This window comes from Advenella kashmirensis W13003, assembly GCF_000506985.1.
Lineage (GTDB): Bacteria > Pseudomonadota > Gammaproteobacteria > Burkholderiales > Burkholderiaceae_B > Advenella > Advenella kashmirensis_A.
The window spans coordinates 1,156,410-1,175,824 of the sequence record NZ_KI650979.1; the positions used below are offsets into that span (position 1 = coordinate 1,156,410).

Sequence of the window (19,415 nt, forward strand, 5' to 3'; positions counted from 1 at the left end):
CCACGCCGGCCACACGATTTACCACCACTAAATTGCACTACCAGATATTCTGTTCCACGATGGGCTGATTGTTCAGAACACGTTCCCAGCCCATGCGGGAAAGGTCAAGACTGCGATACTGCCCGAACTCGATAAGCTCGGCCAGACCACGACCGACAGCGGGTGATTGTTGCATACCATGTCCGCTGAAACCATTAGCGTAAACCATATTTTCGACGTCGGGATGGTAGCCGAGAATCACATTCTGGTCGAAGGTGTTGTAGTCGTAATGCCCAGCCCATGCGTGTTCACAGCGCAATGCCTCGAACGCCGGCACGCGCTCGGCCAGGACCGGCCAGAGGATTTCATCAAACAGCGTATGCTGAACGTCATAATCGAAACACTCCGGATCCTGCTCCGGCGGCGGCTGGATACCGCCGATAAAACCTTCGCCTTCGGGATGGAAATACGCCCCGCTCGGATCAATGACCATCGGGCAATCGGGCAATTTTTCAGGGCAGGTAAAATAAAAAACACAGCGCTTGCGCGACTCTTGCGGCAAGACCACGCCGACCTGGGCCGACAGCCTGGCGGCTGCCGTGCCTGCCGCATTGACCAGGGTGCCGCACTCGATCGTCTCGCCACTTTTGAGCGTCACTCCGGTAACGGTACTACGGGTCTTGTTGAGAGCGACCACTTCATCTTCGAGATACGTTACGCCCTGGGACAGGGCTTTGCGACGAAACGCACGCATCATGCCATACGCATCGAGCCAGCCTTCGCCGCGTACGCCGTAGGATCCCAGCGCGAGGTCGCTGACATTGAGCCAGGGCCAGGTCGCCTGCAGTTCACTGGGGGATTTGAGCTCAATGTCCGCACCCAGGCTGCGTTGCAACTTGTTGTTCTCACGCATGATCATTTCGCCTCCGGGCGTGGCCAGAAACAGATAGCCTTTTTCCTGGAAACCCACATCCGGCTGATCGCCATCGACTTCCAGCGCCTGCCCAATGCGGCGCAAAAAATCCGTACCAAACTGCGACAGCTGAATATTTTCCGGTGTAGAGAACTGGTGCCGGATAGACGCGGCCGACAGGGCCGTTGCACACTTTTGATAGCTGGCATCTTTTTCGATAACCAGAATGGAACCTTGGAACGAGGGTGAAGCACTCAAAAAATAAGCCAGCGAACTACCCGTGGCTGCACCACCAACGATCACGACATCAAATTTCCTGTTCACGTTGTTTTTTCCGCAAAGAGTTCAGACATATATCTAAATTCTCATAAGAAAAAAAATTCGTCAATATTTTTTTCAGCAATATTTGAAAATTTTTTCAATTTATTTTTTATCGTTTTAAATCAAATGCTTATAAACATATTTTGCGTCTCGTTTTCCTATGGAAAACCCTAAGCAAAAAAAATTCCAACAGGAAATCCGCAAATATCACAAATGAGATGACGTTTTAATCAGCGTGTCATTTCACTTTCAGGCATGACGGTAACCGATGTTTTCAGGCTATGTGCACTGCTTCCGTACATCATGCCCCGGATCGGTGAAACATCGGAAAAATCGCGCCCCCAGCACAGGGTGATGTGTTCCAGATCGGGAAACAGGTTGTTGGTCGGATCCGAGTCGATCCAACCATGGCCCGGTATGTATAGCGATACCCATGCATGCGACGCATCGGCGCCAATCAGCCGGGCCTGGCCCGCGGGCGGATGCGTCAGCAGATACCCGCTCACATAGCGGGCCGGCAGACCAATGGCGCGCAGGCAGGAAATCATGAAATGCGCAAAGTCCTGGCATACGCCGCGCCGGTTTCTGAACACCTCCGCCACGGGCGTGGAAATGGTAGTGGCCTGCGGATCGAAAATAAATTCATTGAAAATCCGCGCCTGCAGTGCACCCAGTGCCGCCAGCACCGGCTTGCCGGGCGTGAACACCTCCAGTGCCCAGTCGCGAATATGGGGCAGCAGCCGGATGTGATTGGATTCAAAGCGAAACTGCGTTGCCTCAAAATCGTAGGGAAGATAATGCTTGTCCGGCAGGAAGCGCAGGTGATTAATGACCGCTTCCCAGGACGGCGTCTCCTCTGGATCAGGCAGATGCCGGTGCGTGATATTGACGACAGAGTGTGCACGCACGCTAAGTGCATGGTGATCGCTCATCAATGTGAAATACTGCAGCGGGTTGCCAAAACAATCGAGCAGAAAATCCATATGATCCGGGTGTGGATCGACCTCTATGCCGTGGGACACGGGCGTCTGCCAGGGCAGGATCCGCGGCGTCAGGCGCAGAATCTGGCGGGACTGGGTCACCGGCGAATGGTAATCATAAGCCGTGTCATGCTGAATATGATAGGTCGCCATTTACAGAAATTCCTTGTTCACCGTCTCCAGGCCTGTATCGCTGGAGACCGTGTCGGTCACCAGGAAATACTGATGGCTGATACTGTTGGCGTAAATACCCAGCGCCTGGGAAAGATCGGCGCACAGGCGCGCGAGCTGTTCGTACACGCGCCTTGCAGATGCGGCGCCCACCTCAAATCCGGACAGATCAATCGCGTCCATATCGCGCAGGACCTGTTGCAGAATCTGCCGGCTTTGCGCTTCGTGCACATTGAACGCGGCGCCATTATCCAGCAGACTCTGGCACAAGTATCTCAGCGAGTAGGGATTGCTGCGGTCAAACACCAGCAAATACAGCACGGCCAGCATTTCTTCATCACGATGATAACGGGCGCGATAGGTGACAATACTGTAGGCGATTTCCAGCAGCGATTCGAGCATGGTGGATTTATCGGCTTCACTTTGCTGCAGGAAAAAATCCAGGGTATCGCACATGCGGCTGAGCTTTTCGATCAACCGGCCCAGCAGCAGAAAACTCCAGCCTTCGTCACGTGTCATCTGCTCATGGGTGAAGCCCGATAGAATCGAACAGCTGGCGAACAACTCCTGCATGCGCTGCTGCACGATCGTCAGATCCAGCTCGGTATTGCCCAGATAGGCAGGCATATAATTGACGACCCACCAGACATCCAGCGACAGTTTCTCGCGGATATTGAATGCGCACTGATGCAGGTAATTCACATTATTGGACAAGGCGCCACTACGTGACGATGGCGCCAGCGACTGGCCCAGTTGATGACGAATGAAATTGCTGTCATACGTCTCATCGTCACGAATGGCATCCGGCGGTGGTGCCGCCAGCACATTCAGCTGCACGCCCAGTTTGTACAGCAGCGTCACCAGTGTTTCTTTTTCCGTTACGCGCTCGGTCAGGTTGCGGATGATGGTTCGCAACAGCAGCACCGAGTGTTCGGCGCGGATGCCGTAGCGCCCCATCCAGAACAGGTTTTCGCCCATCCGTGCAGGGGTGGTGGTATGGGCCGCCAGCAGTTGCTCCAGGTTCAACGGTTTTGTCTCAAACGCACCTGCGCTGCGTACCGGTTCGCGCGCCAGCGGGACGGTGATGACCGTTGCCGGCGCCTTGCGGGCAACTCGACATACCCATAAATCCTTGTTGATCTGGCGATTGCGCGAGGACAGAACGGGCGTATTGCTTTTATCCTCAACCCGCACCACGCCACCCGGCATGACTTGATAGGAACCGTCAGGCGCAAGCGTTGCAAAGACTCGCATGGTAAAGCGGCGCATCTGCAGCGCGCCGGACTCAATATCCAGCTCCGGAATACGGGCCAGTGGCATGACCTCGTGCGCCACCAGCGAACGCGGATTGTCATTCAATCGGTGCAACAGGGCCTCACGCTGCGTCGGGTGCAAGTCGGGCACGTATTGGGAAGTGACACGCGTGGATGAAAAACTGGACTTGAACAGCAGCGTATCAAAATGCTCGCGGGCATAGGCCAGATTCTGCGGATCGCCGCACCACCAACTGCGGATCGAATCCATCAACAGGGGTTCGCCCTGCAAATGCTGGCAGATACCGGGCATGAACTCCAGAATGCCGGCCGACTCCAGCACACCCGAACCCAACGCATTGCAGACGGCGACGTGCCCCTGGCGAATGGCCTGCAACAGGCCCGGAATGCCCGGATAATCGCTGCCATAGAGTTCCATAGGATCACATTCGCCATCTTCCAGGCGTCGCAATATCACATGCACGCGCTGCAATCCCCGCAAGGTCTTCAAGTACACAATGTCGTTGCGCACTGTCAGATCAAGACTTTCAGTGATCGGCACCCCCATCTGGCGGGCCAGGAACACGTGCTCAAAATACGCAGCGTGCTTGGGACCAGGTGACAGCAGCACAATCACGGTACTGTCGTCACGAACCGGCATGCTCGACAACAGGGTCTGGCGCAAGGCGCGGAAATAGGCGGTTTGCGGATGAACCCGCAACTGATTGAACAACTCGGGCAAAGCCGTGCTCATGATCTGACGGTTCTGCAGTGCATAGCCGGCGCCCAGCGGCCCTTGCGTACGGTCCTTGAGCACGCGCCAGGTTCCCTGCTCGTCACGGGCGATATCCACCGCATACATATGAAGATGAGGAGTCTGCGCATCCAGCGCATTGATACAGGGCCACAGAAAGCCCCGTTGGCCGAAAATGAGCGAAGGCGGAATCAGCCCCTGCCGGATCAGCTGCTGCGAGCCGTAGATATCACTCAAAGTAGCATTGATGACCGAAGCACGCTGGCGAACCGCGCGCTCGATGAAATCCCACTCGCCGGCGCCGATCACATAGGGAATAACGCTGAGCGACTCCCACGGCTCGGTGGCGTCATCGCTATTGTAGGCATTGTAAATGCTGCCCCGGTTCTGGATATTTTCAGAGATATATGCCAGGAAACCTTTGAGGTCTTCACCGCCCAGATTCTTGAGCGCCGACAGCACGTAATCCCACTCGGGTCTGAGCCGTCCGGATGCATCGTGCAATTCGGAAAACGCGCCCTTGCGGGGACTGCCTGGCGATTGATCAAGGGAAAAGTCCATACCGGCCAAAAGCTCACTTTACAATCGGTCATTGTACGCAATTTCATCCGCGCGCCTACCCGCCGCAACGACTAATTGGACACAACGATGCACCTGCGCCACAACAGGCGGCGCGAGCGCCGTGATGCTGGCCATCGCAGCGGGGACGCTCATTTCTACTGCACCTGCTGCCAGAGGAAATCGTCACTGATACCCTTGCCGATCGCATCCATTTTCTCCAGATAGCGCGTGAGCCAGTCGTGCAGGCCTGCCTTGAAAATTTCATCAATCGTCGTATAGCGCAGATCGGCATCCAGTCGGCCGGCCAGGCGCAAGGTCTCATCGGAATCGGCATTGCGCACCTTTTGCAGATGACGCTCCAGCTCCCGCGATGAGTGTGCCAGCGAGTGCGGCATATCCGGATGCAGTACGATCAGTTCGATCACGCGCTTAGGGTCGACAGTCTCGCGAAACACCTGACGGTATATTTCAAGACCGGACAGGGACCGCAGTACTGCGGTCCAGTGATACAGCTGCGTCACCAGCTTGCGCTTGTCATCAGCAGCATTTTCAAGATAGAAGCGGATTTCCAGCATCCTTGCCGTGTTGTCTGCCCGTTCGAGATAGGTTCCCAGACGCATGAAATTGTAAGTTTCATTGCGCAGCATCGTTCCTTCCTGCGCGCCCAGCGTCTGCAGGGAACGGGTCTTGATCCACTCGAAAAACCGTGTCGGGTCGGCGGCCAGCAGAGGCGTTTTGAGCAGACGGTTCATTTCGAGCCAGGTAAAGTTGATGGTTTCCCAGACTTCGGAGGTGACCGTCCCCCTGATCGCACGTGCGTTTTCCCGCGCCAGCCGAACGCAGGAGACAATGGACGAAGTGTAGTTCTTGCTATTGACGATAAACTCGATGACATGGCCGGCGTCAACCGCGCCATGCTCGGCCTCATAGTGCTCCAGCGCTTCGAGTGTGGTCAGCACACTGCGCCAGCTGTAGTCCGTGTGGTCTTCATCATTGGTCATGAGGGTAGTCTGGTAGCAGACTTCAAGCAGGCGTACGGTATTTTCCGCGCGCTCCAGATAGCGGGACATCCAGTAGATATGATCGGCAGTACGACTTAACATGATTCTTCCTTATTCGGCGTTCGACGACAGGCTGTTACGGGAAAGTGCACACCGTTGCACCGCTAGCCGCGCCGGTTGATGACCCAGGTATCCTTGGTTCCTCCTCCCTGCGACGAATTGACAACAAGCGATCCTTCTTTGAGCGCCACCCGCGTCAGGCCGCCCGCCGCCATGCGAATCGTCTTTCCCGACAGCACAAAGGGCCGCAAATCGACATGGCGCGGCGCGATGCCCGATTCAACAAAAGTCTGGCAAGTCGATAGCGCAAGGGTGGGCTGGGCAATATACTTGGATGGATCCTTTTTGATGAGTGCTTCGAACGTGGCCAGTTCCGCCTTGCTTGCGGCCGGTCCCACCAGCATGCCGTAGCCGCCGGCACCATGCGTCTCCTTGACGACCAGCTCTTTGAGATTCGCCAGCACATAAGCCCGGTCTTCCTCATTGCGGCACATATAGGTCGGCACGTTGTTCAGCAATGGCTTTTCACCCAGGTAAAAGCGGATCATTTCCGCCACGTACGGGTAGACGGATTTATCATCGGCAATGCCCGTGCCGATGGCATTGCACAGGGTCAGATTGCCCGCCTTGTAGACTCTCATCAGCCCCGGCACGCCCAGCGCGGAATCCTTGCGAAATACTTCGGGGTCAAGAAAGTCGTCGTCCAGCCGGCGGTACATGACATCGACGCGCTGCGGACCCTGTGTCGTGCGCATATAGACATAATCGTCCTTGACGAACAGGTCCTTTCCCTCGACCAGCTCCACACCCATCTGCTGGGCCAGAAAGGTATGTTCGAAATAGGCCGAGTTGTACATGCCGGGCGTCAGGACCACGATAGTAGGTTTGTCCACGCCTTCGGGGGCCGACTCGATCAGCGTCTCCAGCAGGAGATCGGGATAATGCGCAATCGGCGTGACCTTGATTTTGCTGAACAGGTCAGGAAAAAGCCGCATCATCATCTTGCGGTTTTCCAGCATGTAGCTCACACCGGAGGGCACGCGAAGATTATCCTCAAGAACATACAGCTCCCCCTTGCCGGCCCGCACAATGTCGATACCTGCAATATGCGCATAGGTGCGATGCGGCACATCGAGTCCGACCATCTCGGGGCGATACTGGGTGTTGTTGATGATCAGATCGGCAGGTATCAATCCCGCACGAATCATGTCCTTGTCATGGTAAACATCATGCAAAAACATGTTCAGCGCCCTCACCCGCTGTTCTACGCCGCGCTGCAACGCGGTCCATTCCCTTGAGGGAAACACGCGGGGAATAATATCGAACGGAATCGTGCGTTCCGTTCCCTCGCCATCACCATAGACGGAAAATGTAATGCCGACCTGCTGAAACAATGCTTCAGCCTCTTCGCGCTTATTAACCAGCAGGGCTTCTTCCTGCCGGTCCAGCCATTTCAGATATTCTTCATAGTGCTTGCGTGGCACCCTGGTTTTCTTTGCTTCTTGCTGCCATATCTCGTCATAAAACTTGGGAGCCATAGTCCTGTTTCCTTTTTTACACTGATTATGCAGGGGTAGAGCAAAATGCATGCCATGTTCGAGACGCATACGTCCGTGCTCGAAGATGGGACGGCAGGACAGGGGAAACTACGAATGGAACAACTTCCGCCGCCAGTGTTAAATTTCCGTTAAGAAATTTTTTGACTTTAAGAAAAGATCGAAGTACGCTACAGCTTACGATTGCTACACAACTTCAGTTCGCCACAGCCCGAATCCGCTTCAATCGCCTGGCAGGCCAGACAGGCAGCACTGCTGCAAAGCCGTTGTTACTTTTGTCACTGCCTGGTTAAGATGGATATCAAGCTGCAGGTCAAGGTTTCGAATGCCGGTTGTTTTTTTGTTATTGCATAAAACAATAGCATATAAGACAGAATCTCGGTGCTGTAAAAACAGGCCGCGCCGGCAATTATATTGGCAGTCACGAATATTTCATATGTGGTAAATACCCATGCATCAACTCCGGGTTTTCCCGGCAAACGAGGAATTGTTAAATGGACTCAGTCAAAGAATTACTCAGCAGCCTGGGCATCGCACAGGCATCGGTAACAGGCGGTTCGCTGGCCGTCCACTCGCCTGTCGATGGTGCACGCATCGCCGACGTCGTAGAGCATACCGAAGCACAAACCTCCCAGGCCATTGACCGGGCCGGCCAGGCCCAGAAGGCCTGGCGCACGGTGCCGGCCCCCCGTCGCGGCGAGCTGATCCGGCTGCTGGGCGAAGAGCTGCGCGAGCACAAAGCCGCGCTGGGTCGCCTGGTGTCGGTCGAAGCCGGTAAAATCACCGCGGAAGGCGAAGGCGAAGTCCAGGAAATGATCGACATCTGCGATTTTGCTGTCGGTCTCTCGCGCCAGCTATATGGCCTGACCATTGCTTCTGAACGTCCCGGCCACCGCATGATGGAAACCTGGCATCCGCTGGGTGTGGTGGGCGTGATTACCGCATTCAATTTCCCGGTGGCCGTGTGGTCATGGAACACCGCACTCGCCCTGGTCTGCGGCAATGCCGTGATCTGGAAACCGTCAGAGAAAACCCCGCTCACGGCGCTGGCCACGCAGGCCCTGTTTGAACGCGCACTCAAGCGCTTCGGCGAGGCGCCCGAACATCTGGCCCAACTGGTGATCGGCCAGCGTGACGTCGGCCAGGTTCTGGTCGACAGTCCCAAGGTCGCCCTGGTCTCGGCCACCGGCTCCACGCGTATGGGTCGCGAAGTGGGCCCGCGCGTTGCCGCGCGCTTTGGCCGCAGCCTGCTGGAGCTGGGGGGCAACAACGCCATTATCGTCAGCCAGTCAGCCGATCTGGATTTGGCCGTACGCGGCATTCTGTTTGGCGCGATCGGCACTTGCGGCCAGCGCTGCACCTCCACCCGCCGTATCATCGCTCACCGCGATATCGTCCAGGAACTGGCCAGCCGCCTGAAAAAAGCCTATGCGTCCGCTACCATCGGCAGCCCGCTGGAGGCCGGAACCCTGGTGGGCCCGCTGATCGACAAGGCCGCCTTCGATGCCATGCAAAAGGCGCTGGCCAACGCGGTGCAACAAGGCGGCACCTTGACCGGCGGCGAACGCACCCTGCAAGACCGCTATCCCGATGCCTTCTATGTCAAACCGGCTATTGTGGAAATGCCCGCGCAGACCGAAGTCGTGCGCCAGGAAACCTTCGCGCCGATTCTGTATATCATGAGCTACGAACAGTTCGAAGAGGCCGTCGACATGCAAAATGACGTGCCCCAGGGTCTGTCGTCTGCCATTTTCACCACCGACCTGCGCGAAGCCGAGCTGTTCATGTCGGCCAGCGGCTCCGATTGCGGCATTGCGAACGTCAATATCGGCACATCGGGTGCGGAAATCGGCGGTGCATTTGGCGGCGAGAAAGAAACCGGCGGTGGCCGCGAATCGGGCTCGGATGCATGGAAAGCTTACATGCGCCGCGCAACCAATACCGTAAACTATTCGCGCGAACTGCCGCTGGCTCAGGGCATCCGCTTCGGCGAAGGCTAACAGCACGGCAGACGGGCCATTGCATTTGCAATGGCCTTTTTTACAGCGAGCGATTTCATGGCATTTACCTTCCGCTTTGCAGACCCGTTTGCCCAAGTGCAGGGCTCACCGATTCGCGAACTGTTCCGCTATCTGTCGCAACCGGGCATGATCTCTTTTGCCGGCGGCTACCCCGCCCCCGAGCTATTTGACGTCACCGGCCTGCAGGCCTCGTTCAATGCCATCACGGCCGCACCCGGCGCAACATTGTCCTATGGCGCAACCGAAGGCTGGCCCGCCCTGCGCGAATCGTTCGCGCGAATGAGCACGGCGCGCGCCATCCCGACCCAGGCAGAGCAACTGGTTGTCACCAGCGGCTCCCAGCAGGGCTTCGACCTCTTGCTTCGCGCCTTCATTCAGCCGGGCGATACGGTGGTGGTCGAGCGTCCCACTTACCCTGCGGCATTGCAGGGCCTGCGCCTGGCGGGTGCACGCATCGTGACGGTCGCCAGCGACGCCCACGGGCCGGATCTGACCGAAATGGCAACGGTGTTGCAGCAACATCATCCCAAACTGCTCTACCTGGTACCCACCTTCGCCAATCCAACCGGCGCGACCATGGATCTTGCCCGTCGACACCAGCTGCTCACGCTCCTGTCGGACACATCCTGCGTCCTCATCGAAGATGATCCCTACGGCGAGCTGCGTTTCGAAGGAGAGCAGGTGCCTGCGCTTGCGGCGCTGGCCCGCGACACACGGGTAGCCGACCAGATCGTGTATTTGTCCAGCCTGTCGAAAACGGTCGCCCCCGGTTTGCGCATGGGGTGGATGCGGGCGCACCCCGAGATCCTGCGACGCTGCGTGCTGGCAAAACAGGTTGATGACCTGTGCTCCGCACCCTATTTGCAGGCCGTCGCAGCGCACTATCTGGACTCGGGCCGCTATGAGGCGCATTTGCCTGCTATTGCCGCGTCCTATGGCGAGCGCGCCCGCCTTATGATGGCCACGCTCAGACAACATTTTGGCGATACGCTAACGCTGCTTGCGCCCGAAGGCGGTATGTTTCTGTGGGGACGCTTGCAGGACGACCTGGATGCCACGGCGCTTTTGCCGCTGGCCATTGAAGAAAATGTGATGTTCGTACCCGGCAGCGCCTTTTACGCAGCCCAGCCGGACCCTCAGGCATTCAGATTGAGTTTTACTATGAGCACAACCGAACAGATCGTCCAGGGCTGCGAACGCCTGTACCGGGCGGCACGACGGCTGCGCCAGACACCCAGTGGCCTTTAGACAGAGAAATGTCCAAAGTGCCCAGACAGCCGGTGTCGCATCGTGGCGGTCAACGGCAAACCGATCACTCGCCGGGTATTTCCGGGTCCGATTTGTCACCCGCCAGCCCCGCCAGGCGGTGCACGTCCACCTCAGTATTGAGCGGCTGCAGGGTCGGCATACTCCTGGCGGCCTTGGCCGATAAGGTCTGGAAACGGTCCACTTTGCCCGTCAACCCCTGGTTGCCTGCAAAGCTGCGCACCACGGCATTGTAATGCGTGCTGAGCGTGCCGATCGTACCACCCAGTTTACCCAGGTGTTCGGCCACCCGCGCCACCTGATTATAGACATCTGTAGCTCGCTCTCCAATCGCCTGGGCCTGTTCATTGCTGTCGGCCATCATCCATAAGTACGACACGGTACGTAAAATCGGCATGAGCGTCGTATGCGAGACCAGAATCACGCCACGTTCGTAACCATACTGGAAAATATTACGAGTGTGCCGCAACGCTTCGATATAAGCGCCCTCGACCGGCATGAACATCAGCACGAAACCCGGGCTGTTCATGCCGTCCAGCGCGGTATAGTCCTTGGCCGATAGCTGGTCGATATGGGTACGCACCGCCTGCAGGTGAGCGTCCAGAAACCCTTGCCTTGCCTCATCTTCGGTGGCGTTGACTGCCTGCTCGTACGAGATCAGTGAAACCTTGCTGTCCAGGACGATTTTCTTGCCATCCGGCAAAAACACAATGAAATCAGGATAGTTGGCACGACCATCTTCACTGCGAAACAACACCTGCGTGTCGAAATGCGTACCTTTGTGCAGTCCGGCCGCTTCCAGCGCGCTCTCCAGCTGCATCTCGCCCCAGTTGCCCAGGGCCTTTTTATCGCCCTTCAGGGCTCGTGCGAGCGCCTGTGCATCGTGGGTCATTTTCAGGCCCATATCCATGAGCTGGCCGATCTGCGAGCGCAACATGCTGTGGCCCTGCAAAGACTGATCGTGCACCTCGTTCACCCGGCTCTGAAAGCGGTCGATCTGTTCGCGCAAGGGTTGCAGCAAACTCTCGATGGACTGGCGACTATTACGAGAAAAGGTCTGCTCTTTTTCCTCGAAAATGCGCGTCGCCAGATTGCGAAACTCCGTGCTCAACTGTTCACGGGAAGTGTCAAACTGCGCCCGCATGGCGTCAAGACTTTGCGACTTATAGGCATAGTCTGCCTGCAGCGAGACGTGCTGTTTTTCAAGCGCGTTACGGGCGGCTTCAAGTTCGCGCAGTCGCGATTCAAGCTGGACCATGCGTTCGTTCTGCCGGTCGTTCAACTGCTGGATATGGACGGCATCGCTGCGGGCAGCTGCCAGCTGGCCGGCCAGATTGTCTTTCTGCTCGTCCAGTTCCCTATATTGCAGTTGCAATTGTTCGTGGCGCTGCTGCTCTTCTTCGCGCAACCGGTCCCGTTCAATGAGCAGATCCTGCAGTCCGGCCGCCCGCGCGCGCGAGGTGGCCAGGCGATAATTCATGAACAGGGCGCATAGTACCAGGCCGACCACACAGCCTGCCACGACCAGCATCCATAAAGCGGGCTGGGTCTGTAAAGCCGTTAAAACGTCGTTCATGGGTGCGCTCCACTGACACGTCGAATGCGCCCGACACCTGAAGGTGCCCAAGGCGCATTAACAACACAGTCGAGACTGGCAAAGACAGCAGACAGAAGCATAATGCAGTATTTCCTAAATCTGCCCGGTCATCGGGCATGCATGCATTCTATCGCAAACCGCTTGAATCATGCCATTGCCGGGCATTGCGGCGCCCGTACAGAGTGGCAGCAACGCAAAGACAACGATTTATGTACTGAATCTACAACTGCCTGCGCTGCATCTGATCGGCAATGTACTCGGCCTGGCGGATTGCCAGGGAAACAATGGTCAATGTCGGGTTCTCGGTTGCCCCTGTCGTAAACTGGCTGCCGTCAGAAATAAACAGATTGGCAATATCATGCGCCTGCCCGTGTTTATTACAAACGCCATCATCTGCCCGGGCGCTCATGCGACAGGTCCCCAGGTTATGTGTTGATGGATACGGCGGTGTGCGAAACGCCTTGCGCGCGCCCGCAGCCTCATACATCGCAATACTTTGTTTGAAAGCATGCTCTCGCATGGCTTCGTCATTGGGGTGGTCGTCAAAATGCACATTGGCCACAGCCAGACCGTGCTGATCCTTCGCGTCGCTGTTCAAGGTGATGCGATTGCTTTCGCGCGGCATGTCTTCACCCACAATCCACAGGCCGGCAGTACGCGTGTAGGCATCCATATAGGAAGCAAAGTCACTGCCCCACCCGCCGGGATTCAGAAACGCGGCATAGAACGGCAGGCCAAGGGCGATGGTCTCCAGCTCATAACCGCCGACAAAACCACGTTTGTCATTATGTTCCGCTTCGTCCTGCACAATGCCGGCCATGGTCGTTCCGCGATAGAAATGCACCGGCTCATCAAACACGGCATAGACCGATCCCGTAGTATGACGCAGGTAATTTCGCCCTACCTGACCCGAACTGTTTGCCAGCCCGTCCGGATATTTTGAGGATTCGGAAAGCAAAAGCAGGCGCGGTGATTCGATCGAATTGCCGGCAACACAGACAACACGTGCTGCCTGGCGCTGCTCCTTGCCATCCCTGTCAAAATACACTACACCAGTTACTTTGCCGGCCTTGTCATGCTCGATGCGCGCCACATGACACTCGGCTCGCAAATCCAGCTTACCGGTTTTTTCAGCCTGCGGGATTTCCGTATACAGGGTCGACCACTTCGCGCCCATCTTGCAGCCCTGGAAGCAGAAGCCCTGCTGAATACAGGCGCCGCGACCGTCCCGTGCCCGGCTGTTGATCGCCATGTGACCGGTACTGATTTTTTTGTATCCGAGACGCGAGGCGCCGTTATACATGATCTTGAAGTTATTGTTGCCGGGCAGGCCGGGTACGCCATTGGTGCGCGTAACGCCCATTTTGTTTTCAGCCCGCGCGTAATAGGGTTCCATCTCTTTGAGCGTAATCGGCCAGTCCAGCAAATTGGCATCCTTGACTTCGCCATAGTGGGTACGGGCACGGAATTCGTGCTCCTGAAAGCGCAGCGATGCCCCCGCCCAATGGGTGGTCGTGCCGCCCACTGTCTTGCATATCCATGCCGGCAGATTCGGAAAGTCCTTGGTAATGCGCCAGGAGCCCGATGTAGTACGCTTGTCCAGCCACGCCAGCTGGCTGAATGACTTCCATTCATCCTGAATGAAGGTCTCGGTACTCTGACGCGCGCCGGCCTCCAGAATGACAACCTTCACCCCTTTCTGACACAATTCGTTGGCCAGCGTACCTCCGCCTGCGCCCGAACCGATAATGACGACCACGCTGTCGTCGGTATGATCAAATTTTGCCATGTTGCCTGTCTCCCTGTTCCAATCCTGATGCCTGCCTGAGCCGGTCGATTATGATTTCATTGACGGACTTGCCTGTTCCGGCGGGTCGGGCAGCCAGTGCAGATCATTGAATCCACGCGCCAGGTAGCCGCCCCTGCTCCACACTTCCCCCTCATAGCCGAAATGCCGGTAGGCCATATCATTGTCATAAATAGAGGTAACACACTGTCCGCGTACCGCCTGAAAAAACGATTCGCCCTCTATCTGCCTGAGCAGTTCCGTCTGCTTTTCCAGCGGCAGCCTGGCAAAGGTGCCGCCGGCCTGGCGATTCAGTCCCTGGATCCCCTCGGTCAACAGCGCAGCCTGCTTGCTATCGCCCATTTGCACATCGATATCTTTCACCAGGATCGCGTAGACCGCATCCGGCAGATCCTTGTGCGGATAGAGCGCCTTACCCATCGCCAAAATCGTCTCTGCCTGCCTCTGATTCAGATGAGTGGTCGCCAGCGCCCAGGCACGTGACGGGGCGAAGGCAGCCAGCGTCGTGCCGATAGCCAGCGTTCCGCTCAGCACGGCGGCTGCGCCCAGAAACCGGCGCCGCGACAATCCGGTACAGGACTTAATGTGGTGTCGTATGATGGGTGTGTCCATGTGTCCTCCTGCAAGCTGTCACAATTTGTCTGTATCGAGGCAGGCGATGCGCCCTTCCCGCTTTTTCTGTTACGTGACTATTATGTGCCTTGCCTGATGGAGCAGGTAACATCCGTGTACTACATGGATAGAGGAAAACCCGAGTATGCGTCGGGTTTATGTGTGAGATGTAACAATCTTGCCGGTGCCCGGGTAGCCCGCAAGTTAGCTGACCAGGGCGATCTTGTTATGTGCTGCAGAAGAATTGAGGCCTGGACAGGCCGGGTCCAGCGACGGTTGCACATCTGCGCCGCCATAGCGCACGGCCTGATAGCGCATACAGGTCACACGCAGGAAGGAGGTAAAGTTGGTCGCTTCACCGCGGTACGCATATACCTCGTCGTAAAGCCTGGCAATCAGCTGGTTGGTGGTGGTGCCATCGCGCCGTGCCAGTTCGGCCAGCACCTCCCAGAACATATTTTCCAGCTTGATACTGGTCACCACCTTGGCAATGCGTACCGACCGGCTGCGGCATTCGTACATGATGGGATCCGTATGGGAATAAATGCTGCACATAGTGTCTCCTGCTTAATGAAGCGAATTCGACGATTCGATAGTACCACTTTGCTTCGGCATATGCAGGCCAGCCTTATTGATAATGCCCATGCCTTTGCAGCACTTCTATTTTGTAGCCATCGGGGTCCAAAATAAAAAAGAAGGTGGCCAGCAAGGTATCGCCTTCGCGAAAAGACTTGATATCAAGCGGCGACAGGCCTGCCTGTTTGAGCCGGGCGTGTTCAGCCTGTATATCGTCCACACAGATCGCCACATGGCCATACCCATCGCCATGGGTATACGGTTCCTGGCGATCCTTGTTCCAGGTCAGCTCAATCTCCATATCGTTTTCTGCGTTACGCAGATAGGACAGGGTGAAATCAGGGAAGTCCAGCTCGTGGGATGGCGCCAGGCCGAAAGCGGTTTGATAGAATGCCTTGGATGCTGCCAGATCAAGACAGCGCAGCATGACATGGATGACTTTTGCCATGTTGTATTCCCCTTATTGATAAACTCGCGTACAGACATCCCGCAATAGCGCGATCGCCGCAGCAGGATGCGGTTTGATTATGCCCAGGAGTCATGCAACAGGGGTAACAGCGGATTACTACAGAACAGATGATGACTGAAGGCCGACGGCAGAGGCTGCCGCGGTCAGCATGTGCGACGCGAGGCAAGCCGGCCCTGCACAACGCAAAACCGGCTCCGCCAGGCGCAGTCAGCCTGCTTTATTAAAACGCAGGAACAATCGCGCCTTTGTATTTTTCTTCGATGAATTTTTTCACATCATCGGTTTGCAACGCCTTGATCAGCTTCTGCACGGCAGGTGATTTGGCCTTCTCTTCTGTCGTTGCAACCAGATTGGCGTAGGGAGAATCCGCCCCTTCGATGAACAACGCATCTTTGGTCGGGTTCAGACCGGCTTCCAGCGCATAGTTGGTATTAATCAGCGCCAGATCAACATCATCCAGCACGCGCGGCAGTGTAGCGGCTTCCAGCTCCTTGAATTCCAGTTTTTGGGGGTTCTCGCTCACATCGCGGGCGGTTGCCAGCAGATTGCTCGGGTCTTTCAGTTTGATCAGACCCTCTTTTTGCAACAGCAGCAGCGCCCGGGCGCCATTGGACGGGTCATTGGGAATGGCAACAGTAGAACCGTCTTTCAGTTCGGAAATGCTTTTGATTTTCTTGGAGTAAGCGCCAAACGGCTCAACGTGAACCAGGCCGACAGAAACCAGCTTCGTTCCCTTTTCCTTGTTGAAGGTATCCAAATACGGTTTGTGCTGGAAGAAGTTGGCATCGATCTGATTATCGGCAACCTGCTGGTTGGGCTGAACGTAATCGGTAAAGACTTTGATTGTCAGGTCAACGCCTTCCTTGGCCAGCGCAGGCTTGATGTGTTCAAGAATCTCTGCGTGCGGCACAGGCGTGGCGGCAACGCTCAGTTTTTCATTGGCAATGGCCGACAGGCTGACCAGGGAGCTGGCAACCAGCAGACCGCCCAGAATGTGCTTTAAATTCATTTGCAATACTCCTTATTGCTATTTTCGGTTGAAATGTTGAACCAGATAATCACCCACGGACTGCACCAGCTGAACCATGAGGATCAGAATAACCACGGTCACGATCATGACTTCGGTCTGATAGCGCTGGTATCCGAAACGGATCGCCAGATCGCCCAGGCCGCCACCGCCGATCACGCCCGACATGGCCGAATAGCTGATGAGCATGATGGTGGTGACCACCACGGCACTGATAATGCCGGTTGTCGCTTCGGGCAACAGCGCCCACAATACGGTTTGCCGGGAGTCGGCGCCCATGGCGCGACAGGCTTCGGAAATGCCCGGGTCCAGTTCGCGCAGAACGTTTTCGACCAGACGGGCAAAAAACGGGGCGGCCCCCACCACCAGGGGCGGAATGGCTCCTCCGACGCCCAGCGCGCTGCCCATGATGAGGCGGGTAAAGGGGATCAGGACGATCAGCAAAATCAGAAACGGCACCGAGCGCAAAATATTGACGACCAGCGAGACAGACTGGTACACAGGTCGATTGGCCAATAACTGGCGTTCACTCGTCAGAAACAGATAGACCCCCAGCGGCAGACCGATGATGACGGTCCAGACCAATGACCAGCCGGTCATCAGCAGAGTATCGATTGTTGCCTCGCCGATCAGCGGCCAGTCCAGCGTACTCCAGTTCATGGTCGCAATACCTCGTAATTCACGTGATTATCTGTAAAAAAGCGCTCCAGCGGACCATAGCTCGACGCAGCGGCATCGACCGCCAGCACCAGTTGTCCATACGGCGTATCCTTGATTTTGCCCACGGCGCCCTGCAGGATGCTCAGGTTCACATTCAGATCGCGACTGGCCTGGCTCAACAAAGGCTGGGCTGCGTTCTGGCCACGATAGGTCAGGCGGACAATGCGCCCGGAGACGCCTTCGATCAGCTCTTTCCAGCCGTCGGCATCCACCCCGCTCTCGGAGAGCAGTGCGAGCGTCGTAGCGTGCTGTGGGTGCAGGAAAACATCGACCACTTCACCGGATTCGGCAATACGACCATTGTCGATGATCGCCACTCGGTCGCACACGCTGCGGATGACGTCCATGCTGTGCGTGATCAATACCACGGTAATGCCGAAACGGTGATTGATGTCCAGCACCAGGTTCAGGATGGATTGCGTGGTTTCAGGGTCCAGCGCGCTGGTCGCTTCGTCACACAGAAGCAATTCGGGCTCGTTGGCCAGCGCCCGGGCGATGCCTACACGCTGTTGCTGGCCACCAGACAATTGCCTGGGATATTTGTAGGCGTGGTCCTTGAGCCCCACCAGCTCCAGCAGCGACAATGCACGCTCGGTCCTGGCTTTTTTGTCCATGCCGGCAAGACGCAGGGGAAAAGCGACATTCTGCACGACAGTGCGGCTGGTCAACAGATTGAAGTGCTGGAACACCATGCCGATTTTGTGACGCAGGGCGCGCAGCGAGGCTTCGCTGATGGTGGTAATGTCCTGGCCGTGGAGCAATACGCTGCCGCTGGTGGGCCGCTCCAGCAGATTCAGCATGCGTATCAGCGTGCTTTTGCCGGCGCCGGAGCGCCCGATAATGCCGAAAATTTCGCCCTGAGCAATGTCCAGGCTGACGCCAGCCAGCGCCTCGACCACTTTATCGCGGGAGGCGTAGGATTTATGAATATTCTTTAGCTGAATCAACGTACATACTCTAAAAAGCGATGATGTTTAATCGGATTTTATATTACTTTTGAAAATTTGTTTTTATTTAAACATACCCAATGGTTATATAAAACAGTAAGTTATCCGTCACGCTTCAAGCCCTGACGAGACCGACATCTTGTGCTGTTATGGCGCTATTTTGCCATAATCGTGCTGATGGCAGAACCCGCCAGTCTATGACGGCATGGGGAGGGCGCAATGAAAAGCGGCGCAAAGGCAACGGCTCGAACCGCCCGATGGCATGATCGACAGTGCCGTGTCTGTACAGCTTTGCACAAAAGAAAATACCGTGCCAGGGCACGGTATTTACGTATGGCCGTCAAATCCTCACCTGAACGGCGGGTCGGACCGGCCTATGAACAACCATCTGTCTTATTGCAGTGCGATTTCGACGTCAACACCAGCAGGCAAATCCAGGCGCATCAGGGCGTCAACGGTTTTGTCGGTTGGATCAACGATGTCCATCAGACGCTGGTGCGTGCGGATTTCGAACTGATCGCGTGACGTTTTGTTCACGTGTGGTGAACGCAGCACGTCGTAGCGTTTAATGCGAGTTGGAAGTGGTACGGGGCCACGGACAACAGCACCGGTGCGCTTTGCTGTATCCACGATTTCAGCAGCTGACTGATCGATCAGTTTGTAGTCAAACGCTTTAAGGCGAATACGGATTTTCTGGTTTTTCATGGGAATTCCTAAAGAACAATTATAAAGAACGAGCTACCTGATGACAGTAGCGGCATACATGTCCGGCAGCCCGAAGGCTGCCGGGAGCATCTATTACGAATTACTTCGTGATTTTAGCA

The 19,415-nt window shown here is 56.2% G+C and carries 16 protein-coding genes; 2 read left to right on the forward strand and 14 right to left on the reverse strand.

Features of this window, described 5'->3' with window-relative positions:
- Window positions 1–37 precede the first annotated feature (37 nt).
- From W822_RS29445 to W822_RS29465, 5 genes are all read right to left on the reverse strand, one after another.
- Window positions 38–1,216 carry an NAD(P)/FAD-dependent oxidoreductase gene (locus W822_RS29445; RefSeq protein ID WP_024004156.1) on the reverse strand — a complete coding sequence of 393 codons (1,179 nt, stop codon included), beginning with the start codon at window positions 1,214–1,216 and terminating at the stop codon, window positions 38–40.
- Between the two features lie 227 nt (window positions 1,217–1,443).
- A complete protein-coding gene (locus W822_RS29450) occupies window positions 1,444–2,346 on the reverse strand; it encodes a transglutaminase family protein (protein ID WP_024004157.1) in 903 nt (300 codons plus the stop codon).
- Window positions 2,347–4,932, reverse strand: coding sequence for a circularly permuted type 2 ATP-grasp protein (locus W822_RS29455; protein WP_051401611.1), 2,586 nt, complete (start codon window positions 4,930–4,932; stop codon window positions 2,347–2,349).
- A 155-nt stretch (window positions 4,933–5,087) separates the two neighbouring features.
- Entirely contained in the window at window positions 5,088–6,035 is a 948-nt protein-coding gene (locus tag W822_RS29460) for an alpha-E domain-containing protein (protein WP_024004159.1), read from the reverse strand.
- Between the two features lie 62 nt (window positions 6,036–6,097).
- Window positions 6,098–7,531, reverse strand: a complete 1,434-nt coding sequence (locus tag W822_RS29465; RefSeq protein WP_024004160.1) for a circularly permuted type 2 ATP-grasp protein — start codon at window positions 7,529–7,531, stop codon at window positions 6,098–6,100.
- Between the two features lie 512 nt (window positions 7,532–8,043).
- Here W822_RS29465 and amaB point away from each other — a divergent pair.
- Window positions 8,044–9,549 carry an L-piperidine-6-carboxylate dehydrogenase gene (amaB, locus tag W822_RS29470; protein ID WP_024004162.1) on the forward strand — a complete coding sequence of 502 codons (1,506 nt, stop codon included), beginning with the start codon at window positions 8,044–8,046 and terminating at the stop codon, window positions 9,547–9,549.
- A gap of 57 nt (window positions 9,550–9,606) precedes the next feature.
- Complete coding sequence (locus W822_RS29475) at window positions 9,607–10,818, forward strand: aminotransferase-like domain-containing protein (protein ID WP_024004163.1); 1,212 nt, start codon at window positions 9,607–9,609, stop codon at window positions 10,816–10,818.
- Between the two features lie 64 nt (window positions 10,819–10,882).
- Here the strand turns inward: W822_RS29475 and rmuC are convergent, their stop codons facing one another.
- The 9 genes from rmuC to rpsJ form a co-directional block, all read right to left on the reverse strand.
- Window positions 10,883–12,412, reverse strand: a complete 1,530-nt coding sequence (gene rmuC, locus W822_RS29480; protein ID WP_024004164.1) for a DNA recombination protein RmuC — start codon at window positions 12,410–12,412, stop codon at window positions 10,883–10,885.
- Between the two features lie 241 nt (window positions 12,413–12,653).
- Window positions 12,654–14,222, reverse strand: coding sequence for a GMC family oxidoreductase (locus W822_RS29485; protein ID WP_024004165.1), 1,569 nt, complete (start codon window positions 14,220–14,222; stop codon window positions 12,654–12,656).
- A 48-nt stretch (window positions 14,223–14,270) separates the two neighbouring features.
- Complete coding sequence (locus tag W822_RS29490) at window positions 14,271–14,852, reverse strand: gluconate 2-dehydrogenase subunit 3 family protein (protein WP_031242231.1); 582 nt, start codon at window positions 14,850–14,852, stop codon at window positions 14,271–14,273.
- A 204-nt stretch (window positions 14,853–15,056) separates the two neighbouring features.
- On the reverse strand, window positions 15,057–15,407 hold the full coding sequence (locus W822_RS29495; protein ID WP_024004167.1) for a ribbon-helix-helix domain-containing protein: 351 nt from the start codon (window positions 15,405–15,407) through the stop codon (window positions 15,057–15,059).
- 73 nt (window positions 15,408–15,480) lie between these two features.
- Entirely contained in the window at window positions 15,481–15,876 is a 396-nt protein-coding gene (locus tag W822_RS29500; RefSeq protein ID WP_024004168.1) for a VOC family protein, read from the reverse strand.
- A gap of 241 nt (window positions 15,877–16,117) precedes the next feature.
- The gene (locus W822_RS29505) at window positions 16,118–16,906 is read right to left on the reverse strand and encodes a MetQ/NlpA family ABC transporter substrate-binding protein (RefSeq protein WP_024004169.1); all 789 of its coding nucleotides are present in this window, start codon (window positions 16,904–16,906) and stop codon (window positions 16,118–16,120) included.
- Between the two features lie 18 nt (window positions 16,907–16,924).
- Window positions 16,925–17,584 (reverse strand): methionine ABC transporter permease, encoded by a 660-nt coding sequence (locus W822_RS29510; RefSeq protein WP_024004170.1) that lies wholly within the window; start codon window positions 17,582–17,584, stop codon window positions 16,925–16,927.
- The gene (locus tag W822_RS29515; protein WP_024004171.1) at window positions 17,581–18,591 is read right to left on the reverse strand and encodes a methionine ABC transporter ATP-binding protein; all 1,011 of its coding nucleotides are present in this window, start codon (window positions 18,589–18,591) and stop codon (window positions 17,581–17,583) included. The genes W822_RS29510 and W822_RS29515 overlap by 4 nt, the downstream gene beginning before the upstream one ends.
- 393 nt (window positions 18,592–18,984) lie before the next feature.
- Complete coding sequence (rpsJ, locus tag W822_RS29520; RefSeq protein ID WP_014752595.1) at window positions 18,985–19,296, reverse strand: 30S ribosomal protein S10; 312 nt, start codon at window positions 19,294–19,296, stop codon at window positions 18,985–18,987.
- Between the last annotated feature and the right edge of the window lie 119 nt (window positions 19,297–19,415).

Bases quoted from the DNA above. Each gene is read 5' to 3' on its own strand.
- W822_RS29505 (WP_024004169.1), bottom strand. From the start codon at position 16,906: ATGAATTTAAAGCACATTCTGGGCGGTCTGCTGGTTGCCAGCTCCCTG.
- W822_RS29450 (WP_024004157.1), bottom strand. From the start codon at position 2,346: ATGGCGACCTATCATATTCAGCATGACACGGCTTATGATTACCATTCG.
- W822_RS29510 (WP_024004170.1), bottom strand. From the start codon at position 17,584: ATGAACTGGAGTACGCTGGACTGGCCGCTGATCGGCGAGGCAACAATC.
- W822_RS29465 (WP_024004160.1), bottom strand. From the start codon at position 7,531: ATGGCTCCCAAGTTTTATGACGAGATATGGCAGCAAGAAGCAAAGAAA.
- W822_RS29500 (WP_024004168.1), bottom strand. From the start codon at position 15,876: ATGGCAAAAGTCATCCATGTCATGCTGCGCTGTCTTGATCTGGCAGCA.
- W822_RS29460 (WP_024004159.1), bottom strand. From the start codon at position 6,035: ATGTTAAGTCGTACTGCCGATCATATCTACTGGATGTCCCGCTATCTG.
- W822_RS29490 (WP_031242231.1), bottom strand. From the start codon at position 14,852: ATGGACACACCCATCATACGACACCACATTAAGTCCTGTACCGGATTG.
- W822_RS29455 (WP_051401611.1), bottom strand. From the start codon at position 4,932: ATGGACTTTTCCCTTGATCAATCGCCAGGCAGTCCCCGCAAGGGCGCG.
- rmuC (WP_024004164.1), bottom strand. From the start codon at position 12,412: ATGAACGACGTTTTAACGGCTTTACAGACCCAGCCCGCTTTATGGATG.
- W822_RS29475 (WP_024004163.1), top strand. From the start codon at position 9,607: ATGGCATTTACCTTCCGCTTTGCAGACCCGTTTGCCCAAGTGCAGGGC.
- amaB (WP_024004162.1), top strand. From the start codon at position 8,044: ATGGACTCAGTCAAAGAATTACTCAGCAGCCTGGGCATCGCACAGGCA.
- rpsJ (WP_014752595.1), bottom strand. From the start codon at position 19,296: ATGAAAAACCAGAAAATCCGTATTCGCCTTAAAGCGTTTGACTACAAA.
- W822_RS29485 (WP_024004165.1), bottom strand. From the start codon at position 14,222: ATGGCAAAATTTGATCATACCGACGACAGCGTGGTCGTCATTATCGGT.
- W822_RS29495 (WP_024004167.1), bottom strand. From the start codon at position 15,407: ATGTGCAGCATTTATTCCCATACGGATCCCATCATGTACGAATGCCGC.